The 25,392-nt window shown below is 46.7% G+C and carries 21 protein-coding genes and 1 tRNA gene; 2 read left to right on the top strand and 20 right to left on the bottom strand.

Annotated features, from left to right (window positions below; genetic code table 11):
- Nucleotides 1-28 precede the first annotated feature (28 nt).
- The 7 genes from ACH6EH_RS10525 to ACH6EH_RS10495 all read right to left on the bottom strand — a co-directional run bounded on the left by ACH6EH_RS10525 (nucleotide 29) and on the right by ACH6EH_RS10495 (nucleotide 5,681).
- Entirely contained in the window at nucleotides 29-448 is a 420-nt protein-coding gene (locus tag ACH6EH_RS10525) for a phage holin family protein (protein WP_397332270.1), read from the bottom strand.
- 246 nt (nucleotides 449-694) lie between these two features.
- Entirely contained in the window at nucleotides 695-1,081 is a 387-nt protein-coding gene (locus ACH6EH_RS10520; protein WP_397332269.1) for a hypothetical protein, read from the bottom strand.
- Nucleotides 1,082-1,386: 305 nt separating this feature from the next.
- Complete coding sequence (locus tag ACH6EH_RS10515; protein WP_397332268.1) at nucleotides 1,387-2,844, bottom strand: TOTE conflict system archaeo-eukaryotic primase domain-containing protein; 1,458 nt, start codon at nucleotides 2,842-2,844, stop codon at nucleotides 1,387-1,389.
- A gap of 39 nt (nucleotides 2,845-2,883) precedes the next feature.
- Nucleotides 2,884-3,075 carry a hypothetical protein gene (locus ACH6EH_RS10510; RefSeq protein WP_397332267.1) on the bottom strand — a complete coding sequence of 64 codons (192 nt, stop codon included), beginning with the start codon at nucleotides 3,073-3,075 and terminating at the stop codon, nucleotides 2,884-2,886.
- A gap of 36 nt (nucleotides 3,076-3,111) precedes the next feature.
- A complete protein-coding gene (locus tag ACH6EH_RS10505) occupies nucleotides 3,112-3,942 on the bottom strand; it encodes a hypothetical protein (RefSeq protein WP_397332266.1) in 831 nt (276 codons plus the stop codon).
- A 394-nt stretch (nucleotides 3,943-4,336) separates the two neighbouring features.
- Nucleotides 4,337-5,227: an SU10 major capsid protein gene (locus ACH6EH_RS10500; protein ID WP_397332265.1), complete on the bottom strand. Its 891-nt coding sequence runs from the start codon at nucleotides 5,225-5,227 to the stop codon at nucleotides 4,337-4,339.
- A gap of 28 nt (nucleotides 5,228-5,255) precedes the next feature.
- Nucleotides 5,256-5,681, bottom strand: coding sequence for a hypothetical protein (locus ACH6EH_RS10495; RefSeq protein ID WP_397332264.1), 426 nt, complete (start codon nucleotides 5,679-5,681; stop codon nucleotides 5,256-5,258).
- Between the two features lie 466 nt (nucleotides 5,682-6,147).
- On the opposite strand from ACH6EH_RS10495, the gene ACH6EH_RS10490 reads away from it, so the two are divergent.
- Entirely contained in the window at nucleotides 6,148-6,396 is a 249-nt protein-coding gene (locus tag ACH6EH_RS10490; RefSeq protein ID WP_397332263.1) for a hypothetical protein, read from the top strand.
- Between the two features lie 1,577 nt (nucleotides 6,397-7,973).
- Here ACH6EH_RS10490 and ACH6EH_RS10485 read toward each other — a convergent pair.
- The 4 genes from ACH6EH_RS10485 to ACH6EH_RS10470 form a co-directional block, all read right to left on the bottom strand.
- The gene (locus ACH6EH_RS10485; RefSeq protein ID WP_397332262.1) at nucleotides 7,974-8,318 is read right to left on the bottom strand and encodes a LytTR family transcriptional regulator DNA-binding domain-containing protein; all 345 of its coding nucleotides are present in this window, start codon (nucleotides 8,316-8,318) and stop codon (nucleotides 7,974-7,976) included.
- Nucleotides 8,315-8,536, bottom strand: a complete 222-nt coding sequence (locus ACH6EH_RS10480; RefSeq protein ID WP_397332261.1) for a hypothetical protein — start codon at nucleotides 8,534-8,536, stop codon at nucleotides 8,315-8,317. Before ACH6EH_RS10480 ends, ACH6EH_RS10485 begins: the two co-directional genes overlap by 4 nt.
- A 10-nt stretch (nucleotides 8,537-8,546) precedes the next feature.
- Nucleotides 8,547-9,467, bottom strand: coding sequence for a tyrosine-type recombinase/integrase (locus ACH6EH_RS10475; protein WP_397332260.1), 921 nt, complete (start codon nucleotides 9,465-9,467; stop codon nucleotides 8,547-8,549).
- Nucleotides 9,468-9,601: 134 nt separating this feature from the next.
- A tRNA-Val gene (locus ACH6EH_RS10470) sits at nucleotides 9,602-9,673 on the bottom strand.
- A gap of 109 nt (nucleotides 9,674-9,782) precedes the next feature.
- On the opposite strand from ACH6EH_RS10470, the gene ACH6EH_RS10465 reads away from it, so the two are divergent.
- Entirely contained in the window at nucleotides 9,783-10,310 is a 528-nt protein-coding gene (locus ACH6EH_RS10465; RefSeq protein WP_397332258.1) for a L,D-transpeptidase, read from the top strand.
- 128 nt (nucleotides 10,311-10,438) lie between these two features.
- Here ACH6EH_RS10465 and ACH6EH_RS10460 read toward each other — a convergent pair whose 3' ends face one another.
- The 9 genes from ACH6EH_RS10460 to ACH6EH_RS10420 all read right to left on the bottom strand — a co-directional run bounded on the left by ACH6EH_RS10460 (nucleotide 10,439) and on the right by ACH6EH_RS10420 (nucleotide 25,259).
- Nucleotides 10,439-10,822 carry a VOC family protein gene (locus ACH6EH_RS10460; protein ID WP_397332257.1) on the bottom strand — a complete coding sequence of 128 codons (384 nt, stop codon included), beginning with the start codon at nucleotides 10,820-10,822 and terminating at the stop codon, nucleotides 10,439-10,441.
- Between the two features lie 153 nt (nucleotides 10,823-10,975).
- Entirely contained in the window at nucleotides 10,976-13,714 is a 2,739-nt protein-coding gene (locus tag ACH6EH_RS10455; RefSeq protein WP_397332256.1) for an alpha-mannosidase, read from the bottom strand.
- A 20-nt stretch (nucleotides 13,715-13,734) separates the two neighbouring features.
- Nucleotides 13,735-16,863 carry a beta-galactosidase gene (locus ACH6EH_RS10450; protein ID WP_397332255.1) on the bottom strand — a complete coding sequence of 1,043 codons (3,129 nt, stop codon included), beginning with the start codon at nucleotides 16,861-16,863 and terminating at the stop codon, nucleotides 13,735-13,737.
- Nucleotides 16,860-18,179, bottom strand: a complete 1,320-nt coding sequence (locus tag ACH6EH_RS10445) for a glycoside hydrolase family 125 protein (RefSeq protein ID WP_397332254.1) — start codon at nucleotides 18,177-18,179, stop codon at nucleotides 16,860-16,862. Before ACH6EH_RS10445 ends, ACH6EH_RS10450 begins: the two co-directional genes overlap by 4 nt.
- Nucleotides 18,180-18,317: 138 nt before the next feature.
- Nucleotides 18,318-19,235 (bottom strand): carbohydrate ABC transporter permease, encoded by a 918-nt coding sequence (locus ACH6EH_RS10440; RefSeq protein WP_138225357.1) that lies wholly within the window; start codon nucleotides 19,233-19,235, stop codon nucleotides 18,318-18,320.
- Nucleotides 19,236-19,282: 47 nt separating this feature from the next.
- Nucleotides 19,283-20,221, bottom strand: a complete 939-nt coding sequence (locus ACH6EH_RS10435; protein WP_397332253.1) for an ABC transporter permease — start codon at nucleotides 20,219-20,221, stop codon at nucleotides 19,283-19,285.
- 84 nt (nucleotides 20,222-20,305) lie between these two features.
- A complete protein-coding gene (locus tag ACH6EH_RS10430) occupies nucleotides 20,306-21,799 on the bottom strand; it encodes an ABC transporter substrate-binding protein (protein ID WP_397332252.1) in 1,494 nt (497 codons plus the stop codon).
- Between the two features lie 133 nt (nucleotides 21,800-21,932).
- Nucleotides 21,933-23,444, bottom strand: coding sequence for a response regulator transcription factor (locus ACH6EH_RS10425; protein ID WP_138225354.1), 1,512 nt, complete (start codon nucleotides 23,442-23,444; stop codon nucleotides 21,933-21,935).
- Between the two features lie 6 nt (nucleotides 23,445-23,450).
- Nucleotides 23,451-25,259 carry a cache domain-containing sensor histidine kinase gene (locus tag ACH6EH_RS10420; RefSeq protein ID WP_397332251.1) on the bottom strand — a complete coding sequence of 603 codons (1,809 nt, stop codon included), beginning with the start codon at nucleotides 25,257-25,259 and terminating at the stop codon, nucleotides 23,451-23,453.
- Nucleotides 25,260-25,392 lie beyond the last annotated feature (133 nt).

The following is a 25,392-nucleotide window of genomic DNA, read 5'->3' as shown; positions in this document are numbered from 1 at the left end:
CCATATCTGACGACCCATTCTCAACTCATTATGTATTTGATTCTTGCTTATCTCGACTCTTTAAAACCTTAATCACATGCTTAACCTTCTCAGGTAACGGAACACCCAACTTACCACCGTTTTCAGTTAGGCTAATAAATTCAATGACACAAAAAGCACCCGATACACCATCAGTGATTATCCCACCACTCTTCAACACAGCAATTTCAATGAGATACACTGCACCTATCAGCAAGATGATATATATTTTCTTGATTAATCCTTTGGTTCCGATACGGCTGCTTATGTTCTTTTCATACACCCCAACCATGATACCAGTTATAAAATCAATTGCCATTAGTCCAATGAGCACAGTAAATACTAATCCAAATCCCCCTACCATCCAGGACACTAATCCTGTGGCTAGACCAATCAGGAATTTAATAAAGACATCTATCCTTTCCACCATTTCACCTCCTTATTATAGAGCCATCCGTCAATGTTGGGAAAGCGGGACAAGTAGTGACATCCCATCCCATAATGCTCTATACAGTGAACAGCACACTCACTACACTTCCATAGGTTTTGCCGTGAACTTCTATGTTTGGCTACATGTCTGAACTTATGGATACAGAATAACTGTCTTAACGTCCTCCGTCCCCTACCCATCTTCACTTGCACCTTTTCCCCTATCATCATCAATTATCAAGATTGTTTATAGTTCCAGTTCATCCTCTTCCTCATTTTCAGGAGTGGTAAAGAAACTTTCCGCTTCTTTGTTATGTAAGTTGATTTCCTTCATCAATTTGAGCATCATTTCAATATCTTTGGGATTCGGATTCGCTTCAACCTTGAGTTTTAAAGTTTCATAAATCTTCAACAGATCATTCGCCTGTTTAGTCGCCAGAACAATGGAAGTAATATGTTTAAACTCCGGTGTCCGTTCCCAGCGGTAATAGGTTCCCATGGACTTCAAATCCACTTGCTTGAGAAATTCTTCTTCGGTCATCTGCTTCTCTCTATCCATCCACAGATTGAATTTATACTTGATGTAAAGTTGCTTCTTGTAAGGTAGTTTCTTTAATACTTCATAGATTGTCATTTCCTTAACCTCCAATCACTTGATACAGATATTTTGCAACATTGGATATAGTCACCCATACATTGAACACCACATATCCGATAAGGATGTACAGTATCACCTTATTGATTTTCTTTACGATTGCTTTCTTCATTCCAATCTCTCCTTTAGATAATTTCATTTTCACTTACTTTTATATAGTTGTACGATATTAGGGTTAATACATTATTTATATTATTTTAGGCACTCTAGGAATCACTTAAAGCATTGAAGCCCTGTATATCAAGGTATTAGAACCATATCGGGCAACAATATATAAATATGAATCAACTAATCAAACTCTGATACTGTCTTCTAGGTAACAACTTTTTCAATTCCTTATCTGTAAAATAAAACTTCAAACACAATTCAATGTCTTTTGAATTCTGAGTAATAAATACATTGGATTCATTCTGACTAAGGCCATTTTGTCCTAAGGACAAACGGTACAGATTAGGTGGCTTCCTTTGTAATCCTTTTCCTGTTGGTTTTCGATTTCGGTCTTCAACTTCAATTACTCCTAATTTAATCAATTTGTTAACCTGAGAAATTGCAGTCATCTCAACTAGTCCTGTTGCTGCTTCAATGTCCTTAAATGGCATATAAAAAACGCCTTGCATATTCGCATGACGTTTAGAATGGATGAGCATCGCATATGTAATTAGTTTTTGATTCTTTTCTGGACACTTCTCCATAATCCACTTAATTTCATCGAACGTAACGGTTAAATCCTTATTGCCAGCACTCAGATTATAATCCTTAGCGAACATGTTATTGATCATCAATTCAATCTCTTTGTAACATTGCTCTAGTGGTGTAGAGAACAATTCTGGATTCTGTCGTTTCATCCATTCATTTAGTTCCAGTTTGCATTGCTCTTTCTCAAGCCCTTGATATTTCAGATATAAGCCAATCAAGAACAGTGTATTGTTTCGGCTGCCCTTAACCTTCAATCCATTCTGCAGAAGGTCAATCGCCCGATCAATGGAATAATCCTCTGACTGGTCATAGTTCTTCAATGGTTTGTGTGGACTTATTGCATCTTCGGTTTTAATCATATCCAGTGTGTCAATGTCGTCTAAATCCTCGGTATTGATGATATTCAGAATCGTTTCGGATTTCATTTTCTGTATCGTGTGCAGATATGATTCGCTTTGTTCCTTATCCATTACCTTGAGTCCATCTTCAACGTTGCAGAAACCACAATAGCGGCCTGTCTTTTGATGAATCCCCATTGGCAACTTAACACCTGCTTTATCCGTTACTCTAAATTCAACCTTGTTGCCTGTATCAGAATGACTAAGAACGCCAGATTTTCTTACAACGTAATTGAAGAACTGTTTACCGTGTTCATTTTTAATCAAATCTTCAAAGAACATGTCAACGTGATAACCTTTGTTACCGCTGAAACTAATGTAGTACTTGTTGATTCCCAACTCATCTAATGTGTTCGTGATTTTGTATGTGATCCATTTCGCCATATCTAATCCACATGGGAAATCCACATCAAACGTAATAAACTTGGTCATCAGTTTGCCGCCAAATGTACCCACAGTAAATTCACCATTCAAATGCTTCTCAAACTGCCAATCTAATAATGACTTTACTTTTTTACCACTGCTGTTCATCTGACCTGCAATATGCGTGCTGTATTTGTCTTTGTTATATCCGTTTTTGTATTGAATTAAGTAATGCCCTCGCTGGATAATATATAAATCGCTTAACTTTTGAATCACCTTGTTCATTGAATCCCTCCATTATAAGCCATTCCATTTAATCAGTAGTTATTTTCCTTTTCTTTGTTCCATGAACGCTGTTACTGCCTTGTACAATTCATCTGATTTATTGAATTGCCAGAACTGATCTTTAGATTTGATGTTCAAACCCGTACAGTTAAACTCAATGCCTTTGTCATAACGCAAATGCTTAACCAATCCCTTGTCATAAACATAGAAAAAGTTGTTATCTCGCTCCATAGTTACTAATCTCCTTTGTTATAGGAAAGGCAGTAATTAAACTGCCAATGTTCCTGCTGTGTATTTGAATTTATTCTTGTGAGTAAGAGCGATACTGTATAGACCTTTAATATCGTGTTTGCTGTATTCTTTGCCTTTGTCCAATTCGTATGGCCTTGAAGTCTTGAAGGTGTGTGTTAGATTGAATTGCTCTGCTGATAAACTTAATGGAAACTCAAATAAGCCCTGCATGGCTGCAAGGTCGATGTTTGACGTTAAGATTCCATTATCATTCACCTGAATCTGTGCGTCTAAGTTGTATTGTTTCTTAACTCGGTAAAACTCCTGTTTAGTCGGTTCAGATTCCAGTAGGTCGATTAACTCATATAATTCAAGCCGCTCTAACCAGTTTCTATTTGTCTCTTTGAAATCTTTACTGTAATAACCAAGAAAGGTGCTATCAATTGCCATCAGAATTAACTTGGCTTCTCTATTCTTAGGCAACGGAACCTTATAATAACTCAGTATTTGCAGTAATGTAGAGCCACAGAACTTATGATAGTAATTGTCCCTGCTGATTCCTGTTACCGCATTAACATTTGCCGCATTTGGATTTACTCGATCAAGTTTATGTAATTTGGTAATATGGTTATCCCATATCATTCCTTGTTCTAGGGCAATGTCTACCCCGATAACTTTTTTCCCTGTAACGTTCGCTTTGTAGACATGATTGAAATCATAGAAATAGTTGACCTCATAACCCTTAATCCATTTCAGATACAAGCATGACAGGAGCGAATCCAGGTCATTGGATAAACACAAATCATATTTGCCTTGCTCAGTTTCATTTGTCCATTGTGGAAATTTATCTCTTAGTGTTTGTTGCATATTAGATGATTGGATCTCATCTAACCCTTACATTTTGATACTCCCTATTTTATTGACTCCCTGATATTTTGGCTAAATTGAAATCTAACCGTTAATCAAAAGGGAGTTAAATTGAATCTAATCATTTTCACACCTGCCTTTTAATTGGGATAGTTATTAATGTACTGTTGATACTTTTCGACTCGTTGATCTGACATTTCACCTTTGTTGTTCTCATAAAGTGAAACCAGTGTACTGCTGCATTTCAGATGTTCTGCAATCTCTATCTGTTTTATTTTTCTCTGTATTCTTTTCAACTTCCATTCCATTCGTTCTGGCATGATTGATCTCCCTAAAATTTTTTATAAAGTAAGAGGACAGGCCATAATGACCTATCCTCGTTAAATATTATTGATTAGGCTTTAAGAGTGTACTGTGCTACGGCTTTCTTGGAACCAACACGCAGAGTTGCTTCTGCAACAACATGACCACGTACAGAGTCGCCCACTTTTGCCAGTGCTTCAAATTCAGGTTGACGCAAGAAGTCGATTGCCAATTGATTCACATCAAATACAGTCATCTTGTCGGCGGCAGCGTGACGGGAAAGCAGGAAGTAAACAGTACCATAGTTAGTTTGGATTCCCGATACTTTCAGACCGAATACATCATGGTCGGCAATGTAGGAATATTTGCTGTCATACAGTGCGTCAACTTTCTCTTTGATGTCAGCATTAACAAGTGCAAAGTATTCACTAGATGGATTGCCCTGTTCCCACAGTTTCTTAACAGTTGCTTTAACTTCTGCTTCAATAAGAGTTGCGGAAGTTGCACCTGTAATTTTGTTAGCGGCATCTGCCCACTGTTCCAAACCATCCATACGACGAACAAACGGGGATACAGAACCATCGTTACGAGTACCAGAAGTAAATGCTTTCTCCATTGCAACTTTCATTTCAATAAGACGATCAGCCACTTCACCGCTGAACACATTGCCTTGACCAGTTACATTGATTGCATTTTGAGTACCGGAAATGGAAACACCTTTCTCAAAAATTTGAAGAATGTTGTTCAGTTCAGCACGTCCAGATTGATAGAATGCAGGGTTCTCATTTCCCTCGACTACACTAATATCAGAAGTTGTGTCAAAAGTGCGCTCTCTCCAAGTTTGAACAGTACCGTTTGCTTTACCGACAAGCCCACGTGCCAAAAGCAGGGAAGTCAGCGGAGTGTCTTGAATACCAATTTTCGTAATTTCATTCACCAAAGAAATTTTTTCACTTGCAGTCAGGTTAGTAGATTTAAACATGATTAATAATCATCCTTTTCGTAATAGTTTAATTGAACATCTTGCCTAATTTAGCGCCAATCATGCCTACAACGTCATTGTTTGACGCTGCCTTCTCATATGCAGAAGTTTGTTTATGCTCTCCTGGGACATATGAGGTGTTTACTTTTCTCGTTTCAAGAATGCCTTTCAGAGTGTCAATCTTCGTCTTTAATTCATCCACACTGGATACACTCAACAAGTCAGCAAAATCTTCAAAGCCGCTTGCCTTCAACTCGATTGATAATTCTTTCTGGAACAATTCCTGTTCACGTTGCTCAATGGCTTTTTCTGCATCTGTCTTCTCCACTGGCTTGAACTGAAGCAGGTCATTACGTTCAGTCATCATTGGTGCAAGAATTTCAGTTTCCCATTTCGCTTTCTCGGCTGTAACAAGTTCATTCACCTGTTCCTGCGTAAATGTTTGGTCTGACATTTAATCCATCCTTTCTTGATTCCTCCGACTAAATTTTTTTATAAAAAATAGACACCCCATTACGGAGTGCCTTAATTCGGAGGTTATAAATTTGGAAATCAATATGTGAAGGTTGATCAGTCCTTCATTCATCCTACAGGCAATTGTAGAATCAATGAAAAATTCATCTTCTCTATCACTATATAAAAATAATTAAAAGTGTCGTAAAGCCCTGATACGTAAGGGGAAATTGGCTGTTTCTAAACTGTCTTATTTACTATCCAATCTGATAAATACGACATAGCAAATGTTCTAATACGTCAATGTTAATAAGGACATATTGACCTTTTTTAAAAGTTTTCTAAACCCTTAACATTCCTTTCCCTATCTCCTTCCACATGGACACCTTTGACCCTTCCAAAAATCCCTTGTTATATATGGCTCATTTGCTCATTATTTTTAAAAAGTGTGGAGTTTTTTTGCAATTTTGAAGGAGTATTGGGGAGTTAAGCAGGGCAAAGGTGGGGATGTGAGATCAAAGGACAAAATGCCTTTGAAAACTATCTCTGACGTTGCCGAGTTTATAGACGAAGACGAACGAACAGTTAAACGCCTCCTCAAACTAAATTCCCTAATCCCACAATTGCAAAAACTTGTATCTGCTGGTGTTTTAGGCACAACGGCTGCCGAACAATTGGCATATCTGACTGAGGATGAACAGGAAGCACTGTTCTAACATGGTGAATCACCATGTTACGTTTTTTGTGAAAATTCGGATGTAACGGAGGTACACCCGTAAACTTAATCATGATGCACGAGTGAGTTTAAACTAACACTTGATAGGAAATTATCTCATTACCGTAATGGAAATGAGTTTTGATTATCGTGAATTGTGATATCCCACCAAAATGGGTACACCCGTAAACTCACTAACGAGATGTTATTGAGTTTCGATTATCGTGAATCGCGATATCTGAAAACTCACTAACCATTCGTTATTAAGTTAACTCTTTGCTTTGTATATTAGGTTAAGATATGCTCTCCCTTAAAGACCATCAGGTTTTTATGTATGTTCAGTTGATGGGATGCAAGAAACGTTATTCTATATGGTTTTTTTACCAAGATGTTAGAAACTCAAAGGTGGATTACCATTGAAAAAAGTCAATAAAAACAACGTATAATGAAAAAATCCTAAACCCTTAACATTTTCTTTTTCTTCTCATGCTTTCTCTAGCATGTCCCCTTAAAGGGCATCATGTTTCTGCGTATGTTCAGATGGATAACTTAAAAAGGCGCTATTTTATAAGAGTTTTTTAAAGTGTTGCCATCATAAAGGAATGCCGAAAGATTGGATTATCGTTCAAAAAAGTCAATAAAAATAGGCTATAATGAAAAAATCTCATTTCAAACACCTTTTTCTCTTTCTGTTTCCATGACACTCCCCCTTAAAGGGCATTAAGGATTTTGGGGAAAAGTCAGTAAATATAAGGATTTTTTCATTTATGGAGACAAGGAGACAACATGAAAACAGTCAAAAAACTCAATGTTTATAAGGCATAATGAACTTGTGTCAATTGTCGACACTATCTATTCCCTTAAAGGGCATCGTGTTCTTGCATGAAATGCTTATAAAATAAGGATTCCCAACAATCTGAGAAGCATGAACCAGTGAAAAAAGTCAATGTTTATATGGGAAAATGAGAATTTCTATTTTGGTAAAGTTTTGCGTGCCATTATGTCGTGCAAACATCCCTATCATATGGACACCTTTGCAGTGTTCAAAAAACTCAGAATAAATAAGCGTTATTTGCCTGTGTTTGCTTAGTCAGCGGTACGTTTTTTTACAAAATGGTAGGATTACCTCTCCTTCATCGTGCAGGAGTGTATCTCTGTTTCACTATATAAAACTTTTGAGTAGTGCCGTAGACCGTTGGTACATATGGTTATTTTGGCTGTTTCTAAACATCTAGTTTTTTATATTTATTTTTATTCTGTATCACTATATAAAGTTTTTGCAATGTAGTCGTAACCCTTGGTGTATGTGGATTTTTTAGCCGTTTCTAAACTTGGACATTATTTCTCACTCTGTATCACAATATAAAGTTTTTTTAGATATCCGTAACCACTTGATACATAAGGGATTTCTGGACATTTCTAAAGTATGACGCTGTATTCATACTGATAAATAGAATTAAACAAAAGACCGAGAAGCCTTATGTAGTAAGGGATTTCGGCGTTTTTATTGAATTTCTAAAGCGGTAGTTTTTTTACAACACAACATAAAAGACAGGGGATAATCCCTGCCTTATATGCTTATGATATTAACCTTTTGATTTTACGCTCATGAGATACTGCTACAGGAACACTACCATCTGGGAATTTAAGCATCCGTAACTCTTTATCATAGTCTGTAGCGTGCTCAGGATTAACAATGATCCCACGATTTGAAACAGTAAGGTTGAATTGTTCCAGCGCTTCTCCTAAATCGTCAACTCTGGTGATGGAGTAATAAATTCCTGTACCAGTATGATATTCAAACTTGCCTGTTTCCTTGTTTGCAATGACTACATAGTGAATATCCTCCAGTGAAAGCCATGTTACATTCGGCTTCGCATACGACATATTAGAATCTACAACTGGAATCATTGGTAAGTTCATAAATTAACCTTCCTTCCATATTCAAGAATAATATGATTTCTGACTTGACGTATACCCTCTATTTCCTTGTCTATTTGCTTTTTGCGTTCAGGAGTAGTTGTTGGTTCAGCCGCTTCTCTAACGAGCCGTAGATGCTCACTCATGTGGATTAGCAACCTGTCACAAGTTGCTTCATCCATTCTTCGGATGATGTGATTCAAATCAGTTTGTTCAGTCATGGTATCCACCTCACAAGTCCAGAGAATTAAGAGGGTTAAATTTCTCATTCTGTTCCGCTAACGCTGTTCCCCATAGAGCAAAGTATTTCAAAGTCATCGTAACGTTGGAATGTCTCAGCAATTTCTGTACAGTACCAATGTCACAGCCAGCCATGATCATTCTGTGGGCAACGGTATGTCTGAATGTATGAGCAGATAACCTTACATTTTTAAAATTCATAATGGCCTTTAGATGCTTGAATACCATTTTCAGTGCATTATCAGTTAGTTGCTTCCCATTCCGATCTGTAAACACATATTCAGGCATGTCAGAGAAGTACTTTTCAATGAACATCCGGTACTCAATAAACTCACGTTTCAATTTGTCTGTCATAGGGATACTGCTGGCAATTCTCTTTTTACCTGTAACCGTGATTACTTGGTTTACAAAGTCCATGTCTGACCATCTAAGATTGATTGTTTCACCTAACCGACAAGCAGAGCCAAGTAAGAAGATGATCAGGAAATAGTCACGGTAAGCATAGAGCGACTTGTCACGGTATTTAATGGACTGATAATAACGTAACATCTGTTTAATCTGTGCATCCGTGAACACTTCAATTTTAATTTCTTCTTTTGCAAAGATGATTCGTTTGGTCGGATTCGTTTTAGGCGTGAAAACTTCCATTTCAGATTCAAAAAAGTTAAAGAAAATCTTGAGGATATGCAGTTTAGAATTCACCGTTGTAGGATTATTCCCTCTTTCCTTTGCAGCAAGAAGATACTGTTTGACAAGTGATGCTGTACAGTCCTCAACGTTGATGATTTCATTCTGAACACAAAATTGATGGAACTTGTCTAACTCAGCCATATAAGCAGCCAGGGTACGATCAGACACATTACGGTATTCACGGTCAGATTTAAACTCAGACAATGCAAACTTTAACAACATACAAAAAGCCACCACCTTCAAGGATATGAGTCCCTAAAAGTGATGGCTTGTTTGCTTATAAACGTGTCACTGTGTGACCACTAATCATAGATGAGGGAAGAAAATGCTTCAAACCCTTGCTACGACTCTTCATATAGGACGGATGGGGATCGAACCCATGACCCCTACCCTGTCAAGATAGTGCTCTCCCGCTGAGCTACCGTCCTTCAATAAAATATATAATAGCATGATCGCTATCTATAAAGCAATATATTTTTTTGAGGGCACCATTCATTTCTTCGCGCATATACTGGAGGGCGAAAGAGGTGAGTGCTCATGCTACGGCTATGGTATTACAGTCTGATCTGGGCTCTGCTCCTGGCTGCAGGAGTACCCGGTGTTTCCAGCGGCTTCGCTGCAGCAGAGGCTGCAGAAGCGTCTGCTGCTCCGAAGCTAACCAGTACTTATGCGCTGCACGAGCAGTTTATCCTGATCGAGAAATCAACGAACACACTGACGTATTTCGAGAAGGGAAAGGCGGTGAAAAGCTTTAAGGTCGCCACTGGAAAGAAGCCATCCTTCACCCCAGAGGGCTTGTTCTTGATTCACGAGAAGGTGAAGAACCGCCCCTACTACAAAGAGAAGATCAAGGGTGGAGCCCCTGACAATCCGCTCGGTGCGCGCTGGCTCGGCCTGAATGTCAAAATAAACGGCAAGCTCAGCTACGCCTACGCCATCCACGGCACGAACAGTCCCTCCTCCATCGGCACATATTCATCCGCAGGCTGTATTCGAATGCATAATGAAGATGTCATCTGGCTGTATGACACGGTGAAGATGAATACTCCTGTACTTATAAGATAAATACTTTCCCATCTTCGGAAATCGGAAAAGACTGCAGCAGTGGAGCAGGACATGATCGCCTTCTACTCCAGCTGCTGACCGCCCTGCTCCTATAGAAGCCGCAAGGAAACGCGTCGCTGTCACGCTGCCTATGAGCCGTAAGGCGCACCAAACTCCAGGATGTTCCGATCGGGGTCCAGCACATAAATCTGAGCAAAGCCGGCCACACTGTCCGGCCGAGCTTCATAAGGGATGCCCTGCTCCTCCAGCCATGCTTTTGTGTCAGAGTGACTCTTGACCCAGAATGCAAAATGACCGTCTACCGTATCAATCCCCCGCTCCCTTAATGTATCTCCGCCTGGATGCTCCAGCAAATGCAGCTGCTGATCTCCGACCGCATACCAGACTCCAGTGGAATTAAAGGGAGGCCGGGGAATCTCCTGCAGCATCAGCTTCTCTGAATAAAAGACCCTGGCGATGTCCAAGCTTCGGACGGCCAGGCTGACATGATGTAATCCGTTGAAATGAATCATTTCTTGCCCTCCTTGGATCATTGTATTCCTTTCATTATAACGGATCACAGGGGCGCTGTCCTTGTCCAGTGAGGGTGCAGTTACGTCCCCTTCATCCCACATAAAGAGGGCCGCCTCCCGGAGAATGCATTCTCCCGAAAGGCAGCCCTGTTTTTACTTCGAAGAAGCCTGAACACCAACCGTCACAATCTCATACGGCTTAACCGTCAGCTGCAGCGGCTGTGTGCTGCTGAAGACCTGCTGCTCTTCCTGCTTCTGCTCCAAAATCGTCGTTTTGTACGCAGCAGCTTCTGCAAGCGTGGTGCCAAGCTCCAGCTCTGCGGCTTCGCCGCCCAGGTTGAACCAGCGAAGCATCCAATCCCCGGAATCCCGGTTCATCTTCATGGAAGAGAACGCCAGCTGCGGATGCTCCCAGGTAAACATGGAATAGCTGGCTGGCAGCTTTCCTTCATGGACCCCGGTCTGAACCGCTGCCCATGGCACCTGGAACTGGTAGGCCTGCGCAAAAGCGCCGTCCTGAATGCCGCTGCCCTGATGTGGAATGACCTCCAGATGAACGGTGGACTCCCCGATGCATTGAGCTTCCGGCGTCGGGAAGAAGCCCCAGTCGCCCAGCTCACCTACGGCGCGAAGCAGCGTAACGGCAATCGTATTGCGGCCGTCCCGCAGCACTTCATATTCGTTAAGGCCCAGGTTCGCTACCGTCAGGCCGGCACCCTCACCGCTGACATCCACGAAGGCCTGCTGATGTGCTGTATTGCTTGGATTCTCCCACTCTGCTGCCGGCTCGTTGCTGCGCTCCGCCACCTCAAACATAGAGTCCGCCCGGTGAACCGCGGTCTGCAGATCTGTCGGGAACCACACACGCAAGCGATGATCCTTACTCTGATTATTGAAGGTAACCGACATTTGCACGCCTTTAGCGTCACGCTCCAGTGTAATCACCGTCTTCAGCTTCAGTGTAACGGTCTCGCTTGCACGCTGTGCTTTCCGCTCCGGATAATAGATGAGCTCAATCTGCTCCTGCAGCAGCTTGTCATCCGCCGATACCGGTATATCCCACTCATGCACCACTTGAAGGGAAGCACGGAACGGAGTATCCGCAACGACCGTAATTTGTGCTTCAAGCCCTTTTGTACTCAGAGCTTCTTCCCCTTCCGGCTGCTTGAACATATATTCGTTACCGATGTCGCCTGTGTTCTCAAATATCCCTTGATCACGGTATACCTGTCCGCTCAGCTTATCGGTCAGGGTAAAGGAGCCGTCTGCATTCAGCTCGACCTTCAAGGCATCATTCTCCATGATCCGGTCGCTGCGGAGCAACGAGCTGTCATGGGACGAGGCGGCTGCGCCTTTTACCAGCGCCAGCGTCTGATAGCCCAGTGCCGGTACATTGGCGGCATAAAGGGTAACATTCACCCGGCGGCACATATACGGCTGACGGAAGCGGTCATCCGGCAGATCATAGCCGAATTGCAGCCCCAGATCCTCCAGCGTAAAGAGAACCGGCTGTCCCTGCTCGTCCACAACCGTCATCCCGGAAAGATCAACCTGCTTCATGCGCTCTGCTGTTTCCTTCAAAGAATAGCCATCGCGGAAGTAGAGCCGCTCGGCATCCAGCGTTACCGTCACTGTACCGGTTCTCTTCCAGCCTGTCGTGTTAAAGACGACGAATGGTACCGCGCCCTCACCCCACTGGGAGAATGCCGAGGTATCAATGACGTTCGCGATCGCGGCCTTGCTGTCGTCCGCGATATTCTCCGCTACATGGCGGCTCTTCTCGAAACGGGTCACCATCTCGCGGTGCACCTCATCGACACTGCAGCCGCAAATGCTGTCATGCGGATGATTCTGCATCAGTGTCTTCCACGCATAGGTAAACAGATGATGCGGGTATTCTTGTCCTGCCAGGCTTGCCATAGAAGCGAGCGGCTCCGCTACCTTCTCCAGTATGCTCTGTCCGGTCTGGTTCATCTGCTTCAGATATACCCGGGCGGAGGCTGTATTTACCAAGGTCCCCCAGCCGTCGGTACGCTGGCTGCGCAGCTCGCCTTCTACGGTGGACAGCTCTTGGCCCAGATGCTGCCGCAGCTCAACCAGATACTGATCAAAGGTAGAGTGTACAAATTCCGTATCCGGATACAGCTTGCCCGCCGTCTGGATCGCTTCCGGCAGATCGGTCTGGATCGGCTGATGGTCACAGCCGTTCATGTATAGCAGCTGACCCGTCGATGCATATTTCTCCGCATCTGCCAGCTTTCTTTCCCAGTAAGCCTTCGCTTCCTCTTTATCTGCCGGCACCTCATTACCGTTGCTGTACCAGTTGGCAAACAGAATTCCGAGTACCTTCGAGCCGTCCGGACCCTGCCAGGTCAGCTCGGAGAAGGAGGATTCATAGCCGCCGTCCGATACGGTATTATTGAATCCGGTAGGCTTGACGCCGCGCCCGAAGAACGCGTTGTCGATGCCGGACTGCACCATCAGCTGCGGCGTTTGGCCGGCTAAGCCGAAGGTATCCGGAAAGTACCCGATTTTGGACACCGTACCGTATTTAGCCGCATCCTCATGGCCAATCTGCATATTCCGCACGTTCGCTTCACTGCTTGTTAGAAATGCATCCTGCAAAATATACCATGGACCGATCTGAATGCGGCCGTCATGAATGAGCTGATCCAGCTGCTCTTTTTTCTCCGGCCGCACCTGCAGGTAGTCATCCAGAATAATCGTCTGGCCGTCCAGGAAAAAGTACCGGTATTCCGGTTCCTTTTCCATGGTCTCCAGCAGGGTATCCATCAGCTCGATCAGACGAACGTGATGCTTCTCATAAGGCAAGTACCACTCTCTGTCCCAGTGGGTGTGCGAAATAATATGTGCTTTTCTGGACTGCGTCATTGTGAATTCATCCCCCTTGGTTAGCCTTTAACGACCGCAACGTGAACTTCTGCCGGGCGGTACACGGACATCAGGCTTCCGTCCTGATCCACGGCAAACAATACGCTGCGATCGGTTTCCAGATTGAAGAAATAAGTGCAGCCTGTTCGGGGATCGCGAACCTCCACCGGAACATCAAACGACTGCTCTGAGCTGAACACATACAGCGAGCCCTCGGCAAAACGCAGCACAGTTCCATATACGCCGGCCAGATGGCCGCCATGAATCCACTCCAGCTCGGACTTGGCGCAAGCCTGCTTCAGCATATAGCTGTACAGAGCCGCCACCGGCTCTATGCGATCATTCAGCTCCACAGGCAGCGGACACCAGATCAGGCGACCGGTCCCCATCTGAACACTGTGCAGACCCGTAACCCCCTGTTCAAGCTTACCCCCACTGCGGACTTCCTTGCTGACCTGAGCGATTTTGCGGCTGCCGTAGGACACCGGGTAAACGGTGTTTCCAATTTCAAGAGCTTCCTCGCGGCGGACATTCACCATTTTGGCTTGGCCCAGCTCATTCTCAAGGCGACCGACCTGACGCCAGTAAGCATCGAGGCTAAGCGGTCCCGTCAGGAGAAGTACAGCTCCGGTCTCTTCCACGATCGACACCAGCTCTGCAAAGGCCTGGTCATCCAGGTTATGAGCGCTCGGCAGCAGGATCCATTTGACCGGCTGCTTCCGCAGCGAGCTGAGATCATATTCGCCCACGGCGCGGAAAGGCATGTTCAGCTCATAAGCCAGAACGCGCGTAGCCGTGGTGGTTGCCTCTATGGCCAGCTTCCGGTTGGAGAAATCATTGGAGTATGGGAAGACGACAGCGCCCTCCTCCAGCTCGCGACCCTTGAACAGATCCCGAATGCCATTCATAAAGATTCCGAAGTCATAGGATACGTCGGCCTCCGGCTTCTCCGTTCCGTCCGCGCGAACCGCCCCAATGTGGGATTCATTCGCATTATCCATATAGAAGTTCGTATTCCAGATCCATTGCACCGCTCCGGCACCGCCGGTTGAGAAGGCATAGGCATATTTACGCTCCAGTATGTTTCGCAGCTCTGCCTCACTGCGCTTTCCGCGGCCTTCCGGAGTCTCCACATACATGATGCCGGTTTCCTGAATGAGATTCGGCTTATCCGGCGTTTTGGCGAAGATCCCATCCCACACCAGATTATCGTTCAGCCACCAGGAATGCACGGTTGTATAGTCAGCGGCTTCGGCGTAGAAGAACGGAGATGGACGCTGGGCGCCCAGCGCCTCATCCTGTCCTACTGTGACCAAATGATCCGGACATTCGTCCTTGATCGCATCATACAGCTCCTTGGCCCAGCGGTTGTGCATGTCCATCGAAAAGAGTGCGTAATCCAGCCAGCGTGTTCCCTTCTTGGCCTGATGCATATCCTGAACGTCGAAATTAATTTCCTCCGCTTCCGGCGGAACCACATTGTCGAAATCCGGTAGCTGCACCGGAGTCATATTCCAGCGCTCCTGCAGCACCTCAATCTCACCATGACGCTCGCGCAGCCATTCAATGTAAGCCTGGCGCTCAAATTCATCTCTGGCTGAACGCGGACCATCCGAGAAGATGCGCGGCGGATCAAACATGGACGGCTCGTTGATCAGATCCCAGTCTACATGCTTGGTGTTCTTGTGACGCGATACGATCGAGCGGATAAAGCGCTTCTGAGCCTCAACGCTTCGGGGATCCAGATAAGGATTCTTGCCCTCCCACGTTTCCGGGGTAAAGGAGAAGAACGTAAAGGTCACCTGCAGATCATGCTTTTTCGCAGTTAGGAAGAAGGCGTCAATGGAACGCATGACCTCCTCGGACGCGTGTCCATCCACCTGCATAACATTGCGGTAAGCCGTCCACAAGCCGGTACGGATCCAGTTGATGCCGGCTCGCTTCATCTGGGCCATATCGCGGTCCCACACATCCGTATTGGGCAGGAACAAATATTTACGCGCCACATCTGATGTCATATAGGTCATCCCCACCACCGGCAGCGGCCGTCCGTCTTTGATAAAGTAGTCCCGGTCACAGGTGATCGGCGTGCCCTCTGACAGCAGCTCTGCATCCAAGCGCCAGAAGCCCTGGCGGAGTGTCCGCGTTTCACCGTGAGGACCGGCGGCGCTGCAAATGACGCGGTAGGCGCCCGGTATCAGCTCCATCGGAACAGGAATACGGATAAAGTCCATCTGGCCGCTCACCTCGACGGTCAGCTCATGCTGCCATACTTGAGATGACTGCTCTGTATGCTGAACCGTGATCCGGAACGTCCAGGATTCCTTTTCACCTGCCGTCAGGCGCTTGGACAGCCGCTGCGTTTGCAGCGTCAGCTGTGCCCGCTCTCCAGCTTCGAAGGAAGCGTAGTTCGGCTTGATCCACAGCTCGGTAATGCCTCGGGCTGCATAGTCACACCAGGAGCCCAGCGCCTTCAGGCCTTCTTCTCCCCATAAACCGCGGCCGGCCGGCTGATTCACAAAAATCCAGCGGCTGCCGATAAAAGGACCGCCCGTGTTCTCCCACAGCACGACCGGTGCCGATACCTCTCTGCCATTGTCCATGATTCCCTTAACCAGCGGGTAAATCCGGGTATCCATCGGTCCAGCCGAGCCCATCTGCTCCGGCAAATCACTGCATTTCGTGACATGCGGGACGAGATTCCAGGTCGGCTCTACCGGAAGCCATGCGTCACTGCCGCTAAAAACAGAAATATCCTGATGGCTGATCAAGCGCGAGACACGCGCACTGTCAACCGGCAGGGTTTCATGAATGTGAAGCTGCTGATGATAAGCGGTTTGCTCCGGCTCACAGACCCAGCTCTCACGCTCTTGCCGGACCGGAATTTTGAACGGTGCGCCGCCGATGGATAGCAGCCCGCCGCCATTTTTCAAATATGCAAGAATGGCAGGCCAGGCCTGCTTCGGGAAATAAGGCGCATGCAGATTGACGAAGCAGCTGCCTTCCCCGGCAGAGGCCAGGGCCTCTGACAGCGTGGAAGCGTCCTGCACCGAGCCCAGCGCCTGCAAGCCTTCCGCTGCAGCAGGAAGACTGCTGTCAGCGGCGGCAGGAAACGCGGGATCATACAAAAAGATCACGTTATTCTTCATAGAATCCCATCCTTCATCGCTTTGTACACGAGCTGGGAGAACAGGCTGTTCGACCAGGCAAACCATTTTCTTGTAAATACAGCCGGATCATCGACATGGAAGCCCTCATGCATGTACCCGGTATCTGCGTCTGTAGCCTCCAGCATGGAGATCATCTCCAGTCTTTCCTCGTCGGTCGATGACGTTATGCCCTGCATGGAGAGTGCCATATGCCATACATAATCCGGCGGCGTGTGCGGACTTCCGATGCCTCTGGCCACTTTACCCTCGAAGTAGAACGGGTTCTCCTTGCTCAGCGCGAATCGTCTCGTGTTCTGGTAGATCGGATCATCAGCACTCACATAGCCCAGGTAAGGAATAGACATGAGACCTGGCGTCCCGGCATCATCCATCAGGGAGTAGTTGCCGAAGCCGTCCGTTTCGTAAGCATAGATCGGACCGAATTCCGGATGACGATAAATGCCGTAGAGCTTAATGCCGTGGTCAATCTCCGCTTCCAGCTGCTTCAGATCTGCCAGCAGCGCCATATCGCGGAAGATCCATTCTGCAAATTCCTGCATATGGCGCAGCGCAACGACAGCGAACATATTGCCTGGAATGTTGTAATGGAAGTCGCATGCATCATCACTGGAGCGGAAGCCGGACCAGACCATGCCCGTATAGTTCACCGGCATGCCGAGACCGCCATTGCGGATGGAATCCTCCGGAATGCCGTTGTTGCGCATAAAGCGGTACGGGGACTGCTCGAAATGATGCTGCTCTACCTTGAACAGCTCGATCACCTTTAGCATCGCCTGCTTGAAGCCGGCATCGAACACATCGGTCAGGCCCGTTTCCTTCCAGTACAGATATGCCAGACGAATCGAGAAGCATAAGGAGTCAATTTCAAATTTACGCTCCCAGACCCAAGGAGACATTTCTGTAACATCTGTCGTATTCCAGTGCCAGTCATTGGCTGATTCGTTAAAAGCATTCGCATAAGGATCAATCATAATGTAATTCATGTGCCGCTTGATCAGTCCGCTCAGAATGCGCTGAAGATCAGGGTCATTCTTCGCAAACGGAATGTAGTGCACGACCTGTTCTACCGAATCCCGCAGCCACATGGCCGGAATATCACCGGTAATCACGAAGGTTGTTCCGTCCTCCATCAGCTTCGTCGTCGTCTCCAGCGTATTAGGAAAAGTGTTCTTGAACAGCTGCAGCAGCTTCGGACGGTGAGAAAGCTTGTCCTCTGCTTCCTTTAGCACATCCTGGATGGACTGGGGAAGCTCCAGTGTCGGCATCGGTATTTTGGGAAGTCTGAATTGTTCCATGCTATAGATTCGCTCCTTTGACGGCTTGAAATTAGAATTAGGCAGCATCTGTTTCTTCATTCGTTTATTCGAAAGACCTTCGGTCAAGCATCGGCCTGATCGAAGGTTTATTGGCCTCCATTACTCATCCATATTGAATTATTCCTTTACAGCACCAATAGTCAGACCTTGAATGAAGTAACGCTGGAAGAACGGATAAGCCAGCACGATCGGTCCGGTTGCCAGCACGACCATTGCCATCCGGGACGTATCCTGCGGCAAGGACTGCAGGGCTGCCATGCTCAATGAAGAGTTCTGGGAATTTTGCAAAATAAACTGCATGCTTGTCTCAATCCGCATCAGCATGGATTGCAGTGGAACCAGATCCGGATCATCGATATACAGCAAAGCGTTGAACCAGTCGTTCCAGTAGCCCAGGGTGCTGAACAGGCCGATTGTGGCAAGGCCCGGCAGCGACAGCGGGATCACCAGCTTGTAGAAAATTTTGAACTCACTCGCTCCGTCAATCTTGCCGGACTCAATAATAGCATCCGGGACACTAGTGCTGTAGAACGTCCTGAGGATCATAATGTAGAACGCATTGACCGCCAGCGGCCAGATGAGCGCCCAGATGGAATCCTTCAGGCCCAGCAGCTGCGTCGCTACGATGTAGGTCGGAACGAGACCACCGTTAAAGAGCATCGTGAAGAAGGCGAAGAAGGAGAAGAAGTTGCGGTATCTGAAGCTTTTTCTAGATACAGCGTAAGAGTACAGTGCGATCACGAACAAGCTGATCAATGTACCCACAACCGTTACAAAGATGGTGACACCGTAAGAGCGCAGCAGTGCGTCTCCGGTCTGAAATACATATTTATAGGCTTCCAGGCTCCATTGCTCCGGAATGATCTGATAGCCGTTGGTGGCAAGAGATTTCTCATCGGTAAATGAGATAATAAGAACGAACAGGAATGGGAACACACACAGAAAGGCAAAGATGCCGGCAATCAGGTTTGCTCCGATATTCCATCCCTTCGACAGCTGGTGAAAATCCTGTGGTTTAGCGTTGCTTTTAGACACGGCGCGAACCTCCCTTGAATTAAACTCGGAACATACATGGGTAAAGCCTAGAACAAAGCGTTATCTTTATCGTACTTGCGGACAATATAGTTAGATGTAATGACCAGGACGAAGCCGACAACGGACTGATACAAGCCAGCAGCGGTCGTCATGCCGATTTCACCGGTTGTTTTAAGTCCGCGGTATACGTAAGTGTCAATAACGTTGGTAACGGAATACAGTGTTCCGGAATCCCGCGGTACCTGGTAGAACAGACCGAAGTCAGCGTAGAAAATTCTGCCGATTGCAAGCAGTGTCAGAATGGTCATGAGCGGCTTCAGCATCGGAAGCGTAATCGCTTTGATCTGCTGCCACTTGTTAGCACCGTCAATCATAGCAGCCTCATACAGCGATTTATCAATGCCCATGATCGCGGCCAGATAAACGACACTGTTATAGCCGATCGCTTTCCAGAGACTGACGAGAGTTAGGATAATCGGCCAATATTTGGCTTCGGAGTACCACTGAATCGGCTCGGCTCCGAACCAGCCAAGAATTTGGTTCAGCATCCCTTTGTCATAGCTCAGGAAGCTGAATACGAAGTAGCCGACGATAACCCAGGACAAGAAGTAAGGCAGAAACATACCGGTCTGGTACACTTTCGCCAATCGCTTATTCACGATTTCAGAAAGTACGATCGCCAGGGCTACGGAGAGCACCAGGCCCAGCACAATAAAGACAAAATTGTACAACACCGTGTTTCTTGTGATGATATATGCATCATTTGTACTAAACAGGAATTTGAAATTATCAAACCCTACCCATTCGCTATTGAATATGCTGGCCAGAAACCCGTCCCGGCTAAAGCGATATTCCTTGAAGGCGATAATCGTTCCGAACATGGGCAGGTATGAGAAAAAGAGAAACCAGATCGCACCCGGCAGCACCATCAACAGCATTGCCTTGTTGGTCATAATATTTTTAAAAAAGCGCCCAATTGCTCCCATGCTTGCGTCCTCCTCTGTATGAAAGAATAGGAGGGGCGGTTTGTACAACCGCCGCCCCTCCTATACTAGTGTTGTCTTCAATAATTACTTGCTCGCTTTCCACTCGTCGATTTGCTTTTGAGCTTCAGCGATGACTTTGTCCATACCTGCGGACTTCAGTCTTTCATTTGCTTTTGGAATGAATTCTTCCGGACTTACTGTACCCGTCATCAGCGGGGACCAGAACTCTTCCTTCACGTTGTTCAGTGCAGCCAGCTCAGTGGACACATTCGAAGGATCGAAGTTGAAGCCGAGAAGCGGGCTTGCTGTACCAGCGTCATTGAACTTTTTGAACTCTTCCCACTTGTTCTCAGGGTCTGCAGGGTTCAGGTATGTCAGCATGATGTTACCCAGAGCAAAGGTAGGCATATCGTAGTTCTTGGATTCTGGCAGGTTCTCCATCACGTTCTCGCTCACTTTCTTGTAGTGAACGCCTTCGATGCCGGAGTCAACCATGTTACGCAGTGCTACGTCCGTGTTAAGCAGGTTCAGGAACTTCATGGCCTCTTCCGGATGCTCGGAGTTGGCAGAGATGGCCTGCAGAGATCCCATGACGGACCAGTTGTAGATGGTTGCTTCGCTCGCAGGGGTGGATACTACAGGGTATCCATAGCCTTGGCTCCACAGGTTGTCTGCAAATGGCTGGGAAGTTGCACGGTCCATAAACCAGTTGCCGGATGTGAACAGATCCTGGGTAGACGTTGTTGTTGCAGCTTCAGGCGAGATGTAACCAGCCTTGTAGTACTTGTTCATCGTTTGCAGATCTTCCATAAGGTCCGGCTGATCCAGCACGTTGATGACCTTCAGCTCTGGATCGTTCATGTCCACAGCCATTGGCAGATTCTGAATAATGTAGTCGTATGGCAGCGTGTTCAGCGGAGAGTAGTCCTTGCCTACCGCAAATGGAACAACATTAGGCTCGTTTTCCTTCACAGCTTTCAGCAGCGGCTCCATATCTTCCAGCTTTTCCACGCCTTCAATGCTCAGGTTGTGCTTGTCAAGGAGCGTTTTGTTAAAGCGCCATACCTCTTGGGCAGGAAGCTCTTTGTTTGCAGGAATACCGTAGTTATGTCCATCGACCTTGGAGCCTTCCAGGAACGCTGGGTCCAGCACTTCCTTGATGCCTTGGCCATGGTCTTCAATGAGCTGATCCAGCTCCATGAATGCGCCTTTTCTTGCATTTTGAACGTAGTCAAATGCCCAAGAGCTTGTGAACAGGATGTCCATTGGCTCACCGGAAGCCGCCATAACCTGCATTTTTTGCGTATAGTCACCATAGTCGATCATCTTGATGTCAACGGTAACGCCAATTTTCTCGGCCGTGTACTTATTGATTTCCTCTTCCACCATATCAATGTCCTTCTGTGGAGCACCGATGGTGTACCAGATCAGTTCAGTCGCTTCAGCGGGCTTCTCGGACTCGTTGCCTGCGCTTTCATTTCCAGCTTCATTGTTGCTTCCTCCGCAAGCGGAAAGCAGCATGGATGCGGACAGCATTACTGTCAGTGGCAACAGCCATTTCTTTTTTGTTTTGCTCATGTTTTACGTCCTCCCTTTTATGTCTCTCATTGCTTGCTACACCTATAAGGTTACCGGATGAAAACATTTTCATATAGGCGAAAAATTAAAGGTATTATGGTGAAAATAAAGAAAAACTGCTCTGAACCTTACATCAGAGCAGTCCTCGAAAGTCACCGGGTGACATGCCAGCGAACTTTTTGAATTGTTTATAAAAATATCCTGTTTCCCAATATCCTACCTGTTTTGATATATCCTGCACCTTAAGAGGCGTCGTTCTAAGCAGCTCCTTGGCCTTCTCGATGCGATATCGGTTAATGTATTCAGCGAAGGTTTCACCGGTTTCTTTATGAAACAGATGCCCCAGATAGACGGGATGGATATGATACTGCGCACCCAGCAGCTTCAGGGACAGGTCCTCGTGATACGCCTCATGGATATGCTGCAGAATCTGCTGGATGACAGGGCTTTTCACATCACTGTTCAGTGCGTCTACCAGATCGCTGACTGCAGCCTTGATGACCGAAATCAACTCATCGATTGCTCCCGCAGCTACAATCCCGTTTAACGTTCTTTTCAAAAAATCCGGGGCTGCGCTGTACTGAATATCACTCAGCTCCATTTTGAACCTGACGATCAGCTCCACCGCTGCACTATGCAGTATACCCGGAACGATCCCCGGCGTATTCCGCAGCGACGCAAAGTCATGATCGATCTGCCGGAACAGCTCCTCCTTGTTCCGGGCCGCAATCGCCTTCGCATAGTCAGGCCAGTGCAGCTGAAAAGCCTTGGCGGTCTCTTCCTTCCGCTGCTGAATATCTACATAGTCCACATAAGAAGGCTGCTGCAGCACAAGAAAATATTCCTGCGCCTCCTTGGCGTGCAAATAGCTGTCCGTTCTGCCTTCACCTAAGTCCTCCACGCTTCCCAAAGAGATCGAGATCACTTCATCATAGCAGCGCTCCCTGATTTGCCGTAGCTGGCGGATCGCCCGCGGCTTCTCCAGCTCCGGGTCCTGCATCGTGAAGATGACAACAAAATCTCCATCATCATCGACAAAATAAAGCACCTGCTCCTGCTGCTCCGCCAGCTCTCTGAGCACCCGCTCCAGCCTGACGCTTTGTCCCCGTAGCACCGATACCAGCACATAAGGCTCATCAAGAGACAGCCCCAGCAGAGCGGCGCGTTCCGCCAGCTCTTCTTCACGGATTTTGCCGGTGAGCCAGCGATACAAAATATTGCTTTTTAGAACAGACATATCATATTCATCCAGCAAGTAGCTGGCCTTCACCGCATTTAGCTTGCTGATCGTAGCTGACAGCGTCTCCTCCAGCTCCTCCAGGTTGATCGGCTTCAAGAGATAATTCTCAATCCCCAGCCGCATTGCTTCCTTCAGGTAGTCGAAATCGTCAAAGCCGCTCAAGATAATCACCTTGAGGTTCGGATGAACGGCTCGGGCCTCCGCAATGAGCTGCAGTCCGGTCATGACCGGCATGGAAATGTCCGTAATGAGCAGATCCGCCGGCACCTCCTTCAGCTTCTCGAGCGCCTGCCTGCCGTTTCCGGCATGTCCCACGATCTCCAGGTTAAAGCCCTGCCAATCCACAGCATCATACAATCCCTCAATGATAAACGGCTCGTCATCCACAATGAACACTTTATACATGCAGCTTCACTCCTTTGCCGTGACCGGAAACATGAGCTTCACGGTGGTCCCTTCATCCTCGGTGCTGTCTATTTCCATTCTGCTCTGCGGGCCGTAGGTCAGTCTCAGGCGCTCGCTGACGCTCCGCAGCCCGAACGACTCACCCGGCGCTTCCCCCGTGGAAAGACGCAGCTGCAGCGATTCCAGCTCCTCCGGACTCATGCCCTTCCCGTTATCTCTTACCGTTACCTCGACCTGATCCTCGTGACATTCAGCCAATATTTCAATGCGGTTATCCTCCCGTTCCGGAAGAATGCCGTGGACGATATAATTCTCGATCAGCGGCTGAAGAGACATCTTGATCATCGGCATCTCTTTCAGCTCTTCATCCACATGTAAATTATAAATAAACTTGTCTTTATAGCGGATCCGAAACAGCTCCAGATACAGCCTGCAGGCTTCCAGCTCATCCTTGAGCGTGTAATTCTCTTTCTTCTGCACCATGTTCTTGAACAGGACCGACAAGCTGTAGATCATATCTCCGACATCTCTCGCTCCACGGGACAGCGCCCTCATCCGGATGACCTCCAGCGTATTGTAAAGAAAGTGAGGATTGATTCTGGCCTGCAGCGCCGACAGCTCGGCATTCTTCTCATTAATTTCGGCTTTATAAACCTTATCGATATATTGAACAAGCTCATCTAACATCTCATTAAAGCTATGGGCGATCTGCCCCAGCTGATCTTCCTTCGTATCCTGTATTCGGGCTACAAAATCTCCCGTCTCTACCTTGCGCATAAACCGGATTATGTTATTCGTTCTTTTGGAATAGTTCACAATCAGGAGAGCGGGCAGGCTGATTGCAATCAGGATCCCAATGGAGGCGACCAGCACAATCGTATCCCGAATCCCCTGATAGCCTTCGGCCATTTCAGCCACGGGGGCTACCCCAACGACCGTGAAGCCGCCCTGGTTGTTGGACAGAGTGACCGTATAGGACTCCTCTTCCAGCTGGACGGTTGCTTCTGAATTAACCAGCCGGTCCGCATAGGGATAGCGTTCCCCATTGTACCGGCCGGAGGAATCATACATTACCTTGCCGTCAGCCGACAGCATCATGACATATCCCTTAATCCCTGGCGCATAGCTCTCCAGCAAACGATCCAAATCCTCTGCCTGGTAATAGACAAGCAGCTGTCCCAGGTTCTTATAGGTTCTCATATCATTGATCGGCATGCGAATGGAATACACCGGCGTCTCCTGATCCTTGACCAGGTTCCTCACCCATTCATTCGGTACCGAGACACTCGGACTCTCCAGCGCCATCGCATCCGGAATGTAGGAGCGGCTCTGATTCGCCTGGTACAGCTTGGACATTCCGCCCTGGGTGTACACATACATATACTGCTTCTCTGCACTATAGAGCATTAAATTACGAATGCCGGGATCATCGTCCAGCGCCTGCCGGAAGTAGTGAAGCACGCTTTCGCTGTTCCCGATCGGAGACTGGGTCATCCGGTCAATCCGCTTGGCCATATATTCATCGAAATCATTAATTAAAAAGTAAGAGGTATCCTGTCCCAAGGATGCACTCCGATACAGATCATTCGTATAGGATTGCACATTTATGTACTTCTGGTGCACGTAACGCTCCACCCGCTCTACCGCTTCCCGCTGATTCCCCAGCTCGTTGCGAATGACGGACTCAGACATCAGATTAAACATCAGGTAGGACAAGGTGACAATCGTCGTTACCGCAATGACCACGAACAGCAGCAGCATCTTGGTAAACATATTATTTTTCACATACGTGCGATACACGCTGCCGGCAGACATGGGTCCGTCCTCCTTAGCATGAGTTTGTTACAATTCGTACCCCATATCATACCACGAATTTCCCCGCTGTCCCGCTGTTATTATCAGGAAAAAATAAAAGATGTCCTTCTCAGAAGGACATCTGCCAGAGCCA

Source organism: Paenibacillus sp. JSM ZJ436 (genome assembly GCF_044383795.1).
In the GTDB taxonomy this organism is placed as follows: domain Bacteria; phylum Bacillota; class Bacilli; order Paenibacillales; family Paenibacillaceae; genus Paenibacillus_AQ; species Paenibacillus_AQ algicola.
The sequence above is the reverse complement of the archived record's forward strand: the minus strand, read 5'-3'. Positions and strand labels throughout refer to the sequence as shown.

What these genes read in the sequence shown, in the direction of transcription:
- ACH6EH_RS10510 (WP_397332267.1), bottom strand. Translation starts at nt 3,075, where the DNA reads ATGGAGCGAGATAACAACTTTTTCTATGTTTATGACAAGGGATTGGTT.
- ACH6EH_RS10520 (WP_397332269.1), bottom strand. Translation starts at nt 1,081, where the DNA reads ATGACAATCTATGAAGTATTAAAGAAACTACCTTACAAGAAGCAACTT.
- ACH6EH_RS10485 (WP_397332262.1), bottom strand. Translation starts at nt 8,318, where the DNA reads ATGAACTTACCAATGATTCCAGTTGTAGATTCTAATATGTCGTATGCG.
- ACH6EH_RS10445 (WP_397332254.1), bottom strand. Translation starts at nt 18,179, where the DNA reads ATGGAACAATTCAGACTTCCCAAAATACCGATGCCGACACTGGAGCTT.
- ACH6EH_RS10450 (WP_397332255.1), bottom strand. Translation starts at nt 16,863, where the DNA reads ATGAAGAATAACGTGATCTTTTTGTATGATCCCGCGTTTCCTGCCGCC.
- ACH6EH_RS10435 (WP_397332253.1), bottom strand. Translation starts at nt 20,221, where the DNA reads ATGGGAGCAATTGGGCGCTTTTTTAAAAATATTATGACCAACAAGGCA.
- ACH6EH_RS10430 (WP_397332252.1), bottom strand. Translation starts at nt 21,799, where the DNA reads ATGAGCAAAACAAAAAAGAAATGGCTGTTGCCACTGACAGTAATGCTG.
- ACH6EH_RS10420 (WP_397332251.1), bottom strand. Translation starts at nt 25,259, where the DNA reads ATGTCTGCCGGCAGCGTGTATCGCACGTATGTGAAAAATAATATGTTT.
- ACH6EH_RS10500 (WP_397332265.1), bottom strand. Translation starts at nt 5,227, where the DNA reads ATGTTTAAATCTACTAACCTGACTGCAAGTGAAAAAATTTCTTTGGTG.
- ACH6EH_RS10495 (WP_397332264.1), bottom strand. Translation starts at nt 5,681, where the DNA reads ATGTCAGACCAAACATTTACGCAGGAACAGGTGAATGAACTTGTTACA.
- ACH6EH_RS10480 (WP_397332261.1), bottom strand. Translation starts at nt 8,536, where the DNA reads ATGACTGAACAAACTGATTTGAATCACATCATCCGAAGAATGGATGAA.
- ACH6EH_RS10525 (WP_397332270.1), bottom strand. Translation starts at nt 448, where the DNA reads ATGGTGGAAAGGATAGATGTCTTTATTAAATTCCTGATTGGTCTAGCC.
- ACH6EH_RS10460 (WP_397332257.1), bottom strand. Translation starts at nt 10,822, where the DNA reads ATGATTCATTTCAACGGATTACATCATGTCAGCCTGGCCGTCCGAAGC.
- ACH6EH_RS10425 (WP_138225354.1), bottom strand. Translation starts at nt 23,444, where the DNA reads ATGTATAAAGTGTTCATTGTGGATGACGAGCCGTTTATCATTGAGGGA.
- ACH6EH_RS10455 (WP_397332256.1), bottom strand. Translation starts at nt 13,714, where the DNA reads ATGACGCAGTCCAGAAAAGCACATATTATTTCGCACACCCACTGGGAC.
- ACH6EH_RS10465 (WP_397332258.1), top strand. Translation starts at nt 9,783, where the DNA reads ATGCTACGGCTATGGTATTACAGTCTGATCTGGGCTCTGCTCCTGGCT.
- ACH6EH_RS10475 (WP_397332260.1), bottom strand. Translation starts at nt 9,467, where the DNA reads ATGTTGTTAAAGTTTGCATTGTCTGAGTTTAAATCTGACCGTGAATAC.
- ACH6EH_RS10505 (WP_397332266.1), bottom strand. Translation starts at nt 3,942, where the DNA reads ATGCAACAAACACTAAGAGATAAATTTCCACAATGGACAAATGAAACT.
- ACH6EH_RS10515 (WP_397332268.1), bottom strand. Translation starts at nt 2,844, where the DNA reads ATGAACAAGGTGATTCAAAAGTTAAGCGATTTATATATTATCCAGCGA.